The sequence below is a fragment of the Phenylobacterium sp. genome, assembly GCF_030651755.1.
GTDB lineage: Bacteria > Pseudomonadota > Alphaproteobacteria > Caulobacterales > Caulobacteraceae > Phenylobacterium.
In genome coordinates this window covers 1-7,094 of the sequence record NZ_JAUSBZ010000072.1, presented here as the reverse complement: position 1 = coordinate 7,094, position 7,094 = coordinate 1, and the positions used below count along the sequence as shown (strand labels likewise).

Here is a 7,094-nt window from a genome sequence, read left to right as displayed (position 1 = left end):
ATCTACATGTTCAGCCGGCCCACCGCCCTGCCGGTCCCGGAAATCGAGGCGCAGATCGCCGCCGTTCGGGCCCTGGGCTATGCCGGGGAGGTGGAAATCCTGGCGACGCCAGGGCGCTAAGCCCTGACCCCCAGCGAGGCGGCCAGAGCGCGTTCGACCCGGGCGACGACGCCATCGTCCGCGCCCTTCGCCCAGTTGGCGTAGATGCTGGCCAGGGAGTCGGCGTGGTGGTCCTGCAGGCGCACGCCCGCGGCGCCATAGGCGCGGCGCACCGCCGACTTGAACCGATCTTCCAAGGTCACGTCATCTCTCCCCATGGGGAGAGCCGTGGCGCGCTTTGCCAAACAGGAGGTTAATGGGGGGCCGGCTTTTAGCCGCCAGAGGCCTTGCGGCGGTCGCGGACGAATCCGCCTTCGCCATGCCTGCCGAGGCTGACGAACTCGGCGTCGCCGGCCTTGTGGACAAACTGCTCGGCCACCAGCCAGGCCTTGACCGGCCGCAAGCTTCCGAGGCAGCCGCCGATCATGGCGGGAAAGGCCACGGCCAGCTGCGCCCAGATCGGGGGCTGGGCCATAACCGCCCAGATGGCCCACAGCGTGGTGACCACAACACCCACGCCGCTCATCACGAAGAAGGCCGGTCCATCGGCGGGGTCGGCGAACCCGTAGTCCAGGCCGCACTGGTCGCAGCCTTCGGCCAGGGTCAGGTAGCCATTGAACAGCTTGCCCTGGCCACAATTGGGACAGCGGCAACGCAGGCCGGCGCTGAGACTGGAGGGGGGCTTTGAATGGGTCATGATCACAGGTCTTAGCAGCTTGGCCCGTTTAGGTGCAATTGCACGAAAGAGCGCGGGCCTCCTAGCCCAGCAGGCCGGCGCCATAGAGGGCGAGGCCGGCCGCCGAGCACCCCAACAACAGGGGGATGACTCCCAGCTTGAAGACTATGGCGGCGATGGCTGCGGCCAGGGTCAGGGCCAGGCTGGGCAGGTTCACAGAGCTCAGCACCGGGACGTCCAGGGCCAGCCAGTATGGCCCGGCCGCGCGCACCTCGGCGAACAGGACGTGGATGGCGAACCACAGGGCAAGGTTGAGGATCACGCCGACCACAGCCGCCGTGATGGTGGCCAGGGCGGCGTTGAGCGCGCGGGCGCCCCGCAGAGCTTCGACAAAGGGCGCGCCGAGGAATATCCACAGGAAGCAGGGAGTGAAGGTGACCCAGGTGGTCAGCACGCCCCCCAGGACGCCGGCCCAGAGGGGATCGAGCCCCGAGGCGTTCCGGGCCGCGCCCATGAAGCCGACGAACTGGGTGACCATGATCAGCGGGCCAGGCGTGGTCTCGGCCATGGCCAGACCGTCCAGCATCTCGCCGGGCCGCAGCCAGCCGAAGGTCTGCACCGCCTCCTGGGCCACATAGGCCAAAACCGCATAGGCGCCGCCAAAGGTCACGACGGCCATCTTGGTGAAGAAGAGGGCGATCTGGGTGAAGACGTTGTCCCAGCCAAGCGCCAGTCCAAGGATCAGGACGGGGCCCAGCCACAGGACCAGGATCACCGCCGCCGTCCGCAACGCCCAGGCGAGGTTGGGTCGCGTATGCTCGGGGCGGGACTCACCCAGAACAGTCTCGTCGTCGGCCACGCCTCCTGCGGCGACCTCCCCGTGACCGCCGCCGATGGCGAAATCGGGCAGGCCCGCTCGCGCGCCGATGAAGCCGATCAGGCCAGCTGCGAGGATGATCAGGGGAAAGGAGACGCCGAACACATATATGGCCACGAAGGCGCTCGCGGCCACGGCCATCAAGGTCCGGTTGCGCAGGGCCCGACCGCCAATTCGCAGCATCGCCTGGACCACGATCACCAGAACCGCGGCCTTCAGGCCGAAGAAGATCGCCGCGACCGGTCCGACATCCCCCATCACCATGTAGAGGATGCTGAGCGCCATGATGGCCAGGAAACCCGGCAGGACGAACAGCAGGCCCGCCGCCAGGCCGCCGACGGTCCGGTGCATCAACCAGCCGATATAGATGCAAAGCTGCTGGGCCTCAGGCCCTGGGAGCAGCATGCAGTAGTTGAGCGCGTGCAGGAAACGCTGCTCGCCAAGCCAGCGCTTCTCTTCCACCAGGATGCGATGCATCACCGCGATCTGGCCGGCCGGCCCCCCGAAGGAGAGGGCGGCGATGCGCGCCCAGACTTTCAGGGCCTCGGAAAAGGGGACGGGCCCCAAAGACGGCCGAGGCACGCTTTCCGTGGTCATTTCGTCGCCCTCCGGGTGTCAGGCCAACCTCTAGGGGAAATTGAACGGATCAGCGAGGGCGGGAGCATGCAGTCATTGCGAAGGGTTCTCAGTTTCGTTAAGCCAGGACTTGACCACAGGAGCCATCGCCGTGACCCCACGCCTGACCATCTTCGCCAGCCTCGCCGCCGCCCTGTCGCTATCGGCCTGTGGCCAATCATCGGAGCAGGCGCCAGCGGGCCAGGCCGCGGGTGAGGGCGTGGTCAATGTCTACAGCGCGCGGCACTATGACGTGGACCAAAGGCTCTATGAGATGTTCACCGAGGCGACCGGTGTCAGGGTCAACCGGATCGAAGGCTCGGCGCCGCAACTGATCGCCCGCATGCAGAGCGAGGGCGCAGCCAGCCCCGCCGATGTCTTTGTGGCCGCGGACGCCGGCGCCCTGTGGCGGGCGCAGGAGGCGGGCTTGCTGGCCCCTGTCGCCTCCGACATCCTGAACGCCGCCGTGCCTGAAAACCTCCGAGATCCCGAAGGTCGCTGGTTCGGTTTCCAACGCCGGGCCCGGGTGGTGGCCTACGACACCGCCAAGGTGCAGCCCAGCGAGGTCGACACCTACGAAGAGATCGCCGGTCCCCGTTTCCGCGGCAAGCTGTGCGTGCGCTCGTCGGACAATGTCTACAACCTGTCCCTGGTGGGCGCCCTGATCGAGGCCTGGGGGGCGGAAAAGACCGCCGAATGGGCCAGGGGTATCGTGGCCAACCTCGCCCGCCAGCCCGAGGGCGGTGATCGCGACCAGATCCGCGCCGTCGGCGCGGGGGTGTGCGAAATCGCCCTGACCAACAGCTACTACTATATCCGCATGGCCGCCGGTGATGACGCAGGCGACCGTAGCGTCACCCAGACCGTCAAGCTCGGCTTCCCGTCCCTGGATGGGCAGGGCGCCCATGTGAACATCTCAGGGGGCGGGGTCGCGACCAACGCGCCCAACCGGGAGGCGGCGATCCGGTTCCTGGAGTTCCTCGCCTCGCCGGAAGCCCAGACCCTGGTCTCGCAGGAGAACGGCGAATATCCCGCCAGTCCCAATGTCGCGGTTCCGGCCCCGACCTCCGCCTATGCCGATTTCAATGCGCACCCCATGTCGGTGGCCGCCTTTGGGCCGCGACAGTCTGAGGCCCAGGCTCTGATGACTGCGGCAGGCTGGCGATAACCGCAGCCCTCGTCCCTTCGGCCGCGCCCCGCCGCCCGTCCGGCCCCCGTCGCCCTGGACGGCCGGGCGTGCTCGCCCTGTTGGCGAGCCTGGCCGCCGTGGTCGCCCTCCTGCCCCTGGTGGGTGTGGCCGCCGCGGCCCTGAGCGGCGAAACGGCCGCCATCCCCGCCCGGGACATTCTGCGCTACGGAGCCACATCGGCGGCCCTGGCGGGATTGGTGGCGGTCCTGACCGGGGTGGTCGGATCCCTGGCCGCCTGGCTGGTGGTCATGCACCGTTTCCCTGGGCGCGACATCTTCGCCTGGGCCCTGGCCCTGCCGCTGGCGGCGCCGGCCTTCGCCGTCGCCTATGCCTATGCTGATCTGTTCGATGTGGCCGGCGGCCTGCGGATCTGGATGCGGGCCGACCTGGGGTTCGACCTGCCGTTTGAGATGCGGACCCTGCCCGGCGCGGCCTTTATCCTGTCCTGCGCCTTTTACCCCTACGTGTATCTGGCCATGCGCGCGGCGTTCGTGAATCAGTCGGCCCAGGCCCTGGAGGCCGCCCGCGCCCTGGGGTGTACGCCGCAACAGGCCTTCCGGCGCGTGGCTCTGCCATTGGCGAGGCCGGCCCTGGCCGCCGGCGTCGCCCTGGCCGTCATGGAGACCCTGGCCGACTATGGCGCCGTTCAGTTCCTCAGCGTCCAGACCCTGACCACCGGGGTGGTGCGGGCCTGGTTCGTCTTCGGGTCTCTGACCTCGGCGGCCCAGTTCGCCCTGCCGCTGCTGGGGGCGGCCGCCCTGCTGCTCTGGATCGAACGGTGGGGTCGGGGCGGCCGGGGCTATGAGAACGCCAACGCCCGCTGGCGTCCCCTGCCGGTGACCTCCCTGCGCGGCGGCAAGGCGGCGGCGGCGGCGGTCTTCTGTTTCAGCTTGATCGGCTTTGGCCTGCTCTTGCCTGCCGGCTGGCTGGCCTTCGCCTTTTTAGACGTTACCCCCGACTGGCCCCGCCTGATCCAGGCCGGCGCCAACTCCCTGACCCTGGCGACCGCCGGGGCGGTGGTGACGGTGGCGCTGGCCACGGGCTTGGCCCTGGGCTCGGCCCGCGTTCCACACCTGGCTCGCCTGGCCAGCCTTGGCTACGCCACCCCCGGCGCGGTGATGGCCATCGGCCTTCTGGTTCCAGCCGCCATGGTCTGGCGTCTGGCGCCGGGCGCCGCCCAGGGGTTTGGCGCCGGGCTCATCCTCCTGGTCTATGCCTACGCCGCCCGGCTGATGGCCGCAGCCCTGGAGCCGGTGGATGCTGGCCTGTCGCGGGTGACGCCCAACATGGTCCACGCTGCGCGCAGCCTTGGCCGAAGCGAGGGCGGCGCGGCCTGGACCGTACAGCTTCCGATCGCTCGCGGCGCCTTGCTGACCGCTGGCCTGGTGGTGTTCATCGACATTCTGAAGGAGCTGCCGGCCACGCTGATCCTGCGGCCGTTCAACTTCGACACCCTGGCGGTGATCGCCGACAACTACGCCCGGGATGAGCGATTGGCCAACGCCGGCTGGCCCGCCTTGCTGATTGTCCTGATCGCCCTGCCGGCGGTGATCTGGTTGACCCGCAAGATCGCCGCCTCGCGACCCGGAGACCCGGCATGACGATCCCCGCCCTGACCGCCCAGGGTCTCTCCAAGGCCTATGGCTCAAAGTCCGCCGTGATCGAGGCCAGCCTCACCCTGCGGGCTGGGGAGATCACCTGCCTGCTCGGCCCCTCGGGCTGTGGCAAGAGCACGCTGCTACGGCTCATCGCCGGCCTGGAGACCCCCGACGCCGGCCTGGTGGCGGCTGGCGAACGCCGGCTCTCAGGTCCCGAAGGCGTCGTGCCTCCGGAGGCACGGGGCGTGGGTCTGGTGTTCCAGGACTATGCCCTGTTTCCCCACATGACCGCCGAGCAGAATGTCGCTTTCGGACTCAGGACCCTGCCGTCAGGCCTGCGCAAGGCCCGCGCCAGGGAGATGCTTGAGGCGGTCCAGCTGGGCGGCCGCGGCGGCGCCTGGCCCAATGCTCTGTCCGGCGGCGAGCAACAGAGGGTCGCCCTGGCCCGCGCCCTGGCCCGGCGCCCCGAAATTCTCCTGCTCGACGAGCCGTTCTCAGGCCTGGATGCGCACCTGAAGGGAGAGGTCCGCCTGTGGCTGACGGACGCCCTGCGGGCGGCGGGCGCGGCGGTGTTGATCGTCACCCATGACGCCCGCGAGGCCCTGCTGATGGCCGACGAGCTGGTGCTGATGCACGCCGGCCGGATCATTCAGTCGGGCGCCCCGCGGGCCTGCTATCTCGACCCGGCGTCGCCTGAGGCCGCCCGCCTGCTGGGGGAGGTCAATCTGATTGATGGCGTAATCGCTTCAGGCCAGGCGCGCACGCCTTTCGGAGACATCCCGGCGCCAGGACTGGCCGACGGTCCCGCCGTCGTCATGGTCCGACCAGAGGGCCTGCGGCTGTCGGACCAGGGCGCGTCGGCCACGGTGGCTCAGGTGCGGTTCGGCGGCGGATACCATGAGGTCCAGGTTCAGGCAGGTCAGCAGCGGGTCCACATGCATTTGAGCGGAAACGCCCCGGCCGAGGGGCAGGCGGTGAGTCTCACCATCGATCCCGAATTGGCCAAGGTCTTTCCCGGGCTCCGGGTCACGTAGAGGCGGCCCGTCTTTCGCCGGCGGCGCATGGCCCCACGACATCATTTCCGGAGTGTTTTCGCCCCTTTTCGTCCCTATAGGGAGGAATGCGACGGATGATTCCATTGGCCGCCCTATCGGCCCTCATTGGCTGTCTGGTCTCCCTGGCTGGCGGCGGCGCTGCAGCGGCGCAGGCTTCGGCGCCCACGCCATCAATTCCGCTGGAGACCTCAGCCACATCCCGTGACGAGGTTCAGGGACCAAGCCTGCGGGGGCGGGCGCAGTTGGACGCCCTGATCTACAGCAAAGAAGCGGGTTCCAAGGCGACCGGGACGCAGGTGCGCAGACTCTATCTCGGCGCCGAAGGGGACCTGACGCCCAAGCTCTCCTGGATTGCGGAGGCAGACTTCAGCGGGGGTGAGGTCAAGGTCCAAGACGCCTATCTGGCCTATCAGGCGAACCCGGGCCTGGAGTTCGTCCTGGGACATTTCAAGGTTCCGGTCACTTCGGAAGACCAGACCTCTGACAATCACACAGTCTTCCTGGAGCGGTCCGCCTATGCTGGGACCTTCGCCCCTGGACGGCGCCTGGGGCTGGGCGCGCACCTCACCGGCGAACGGTGGGGGGTGAGAGGCGGGCTGTTCGGCGAGAACGCCGACAAAGCCCTGGACGGTGATCGGGAGGAATCCTGGTTGCTCGCCCTGCGGGGGCATGTGGATGTTCTGCCCGGCCAGCCGGCGCTCCACCTGGGCGTCTCCGCGTACCACCACCGCTTGGAAGATCGTGGTCCAGGGGTTCGACTATCACAAAAACCCGAAAACGGTCGTGCGCCCCGGGCGGTCGATACCGGGCTGTTTCAAGCCGATAACGCGGGTTTCCTGGGGGCTGAGGCTGGGTTTGGCCATGGTCCGTTGACCGTCCAGCTGGAGGGCGGCGCGGTGGCCTACGAAGGACCAATCGTCAATCCGCGCCTCTGGGGCTGGTCAGCCCAGGCGGCCTGGCGATGGACGGGAGAGGCGCGGTCGTA

The 7,094-nt window shown here is 68.7% G+C and carries 7 protein-coding genes; 4 read left to right on the top strand and 3 right to left on the bottom strand.

The window, feature by feature from the left end; genetic code table 11:
* Nucleotides 1-116 precede the first annotated feature (116 nt).
* From Q7V15_RS07355 to chrA, 3 genes are all read right to left on the bottom strand, one after another.
* Entirely contained in the window at nucleotides 117-302 is a 186-nt protein-coding gene (locus Q7V15_RS07355; protein WP_304754799.1) for a hypothetical protein, read from the bottom strand.
* Nucleotides 303-370: 68 nt separating this feature from the next.
* Nucleotides 371-796, bottom strand: coding sequence for a DUF983 domain-containing protein (locus tag Q7V15_RS07350; RefSeq protein ID WP_304754798.1), 426 nt, complete (start codon nucleotides 794-796; stop codon nucleotides 371-373).
* Between the two features lie 61 nt (nucleotides 797-857).
* Nucleotides 858-2,249: a chromate efflux transporter gene (gene chrA, locus Q7V15_RS07345; protein ID WP_304754796.1), complete on the bottom strand. Its 1,392-nt coding sequence runs from the start codon at nucleotides 2,247-2,249 to the stop codon at nucleotides 858-860.
* A gap of 130 nt (nucleotides 2,250-2,379) precedes the next feature.
* Between chrA and Q7V15_RS07340 the strand changes: the two genes are divergently transcribed.
* The 4 genes from Q7V15_RS07340 to Q7V15_RS07325 form a co-directional block, all read left to right on the top strand.
* The gene (locus Q7V15_RS07340; protein WP_304754794.1) at nucleotides 2,380-3,435 is read left to right on the top strand and encodes an extracellular solute-binding protein; all 1,056 of its coding nucleotides are present in this window, start codon (nucleotides 2,380-2,382) and stop codon (nucleotides 3,433-3,435) included.
* Between the two features lie 68 nt (nucleotides 3,436-3,503).
* Complete coding sequence (locus Q7V15_RS07335) at nucleotides 3,504-5,057, top strand: iron ABC transporter permease (RefSeq protein WP_304754793.1); 1,554 nt, start codon at nucleotides 3,504-3,506, stop codon at nucleotides 5,055-5,057.
* Nucleotides 5,054-6,088: an ABC transporter ATP-binding protein gene (locus Q7V15_RS07330; protein ID WP_304754792.1), complete on the top strand. Its 1,035-nt coding sequence runs from the start codon at nucleotides 5,054-5,056 to the stop codon at nucleotides 6,086-6,088. The genes Q7V15_RS07335 and Q7V15_RS07330 overlap by 4 nt, the downstream gene beginning before the upstream one ends.
* 86 nt (nucleotides 6,089-6,174) lie before the next feature.
* Nucleotides 6,175-7,094 (top strand): porin (locus tag Q7V15_RS07325; protein ID WP_304754791.1); only part of this gene is annotated, 920 nt, incomplete at its 3' end.

What these genes read in the sequence shown, in the direction of transcription:
- chrA (WP_304754796.1), bottom strand. Translation starts at nt 2,249, where the DNA reads ATGACCACGGAAAGCGTGCCTCGGCCGTCTTTGGGGCCCGTCCCCTTT.
- Q7V15_RS07330 (WP_304754792.1), top strand. Translation starts at nt 5,054, where the DNA reads ATGACGATCCCCGCCCTGACCGCCCAGGGTCTCTCCAAGGCCTATGGC.
- Q7V15_RS07350 (WP_304754798.1), bottom strand. Translation starts at nt 796, where the DNA reads ATGACCCATTCAAAGCCCCCCTCCAGTCTCAGCGCCGGCCTGCGTTGC.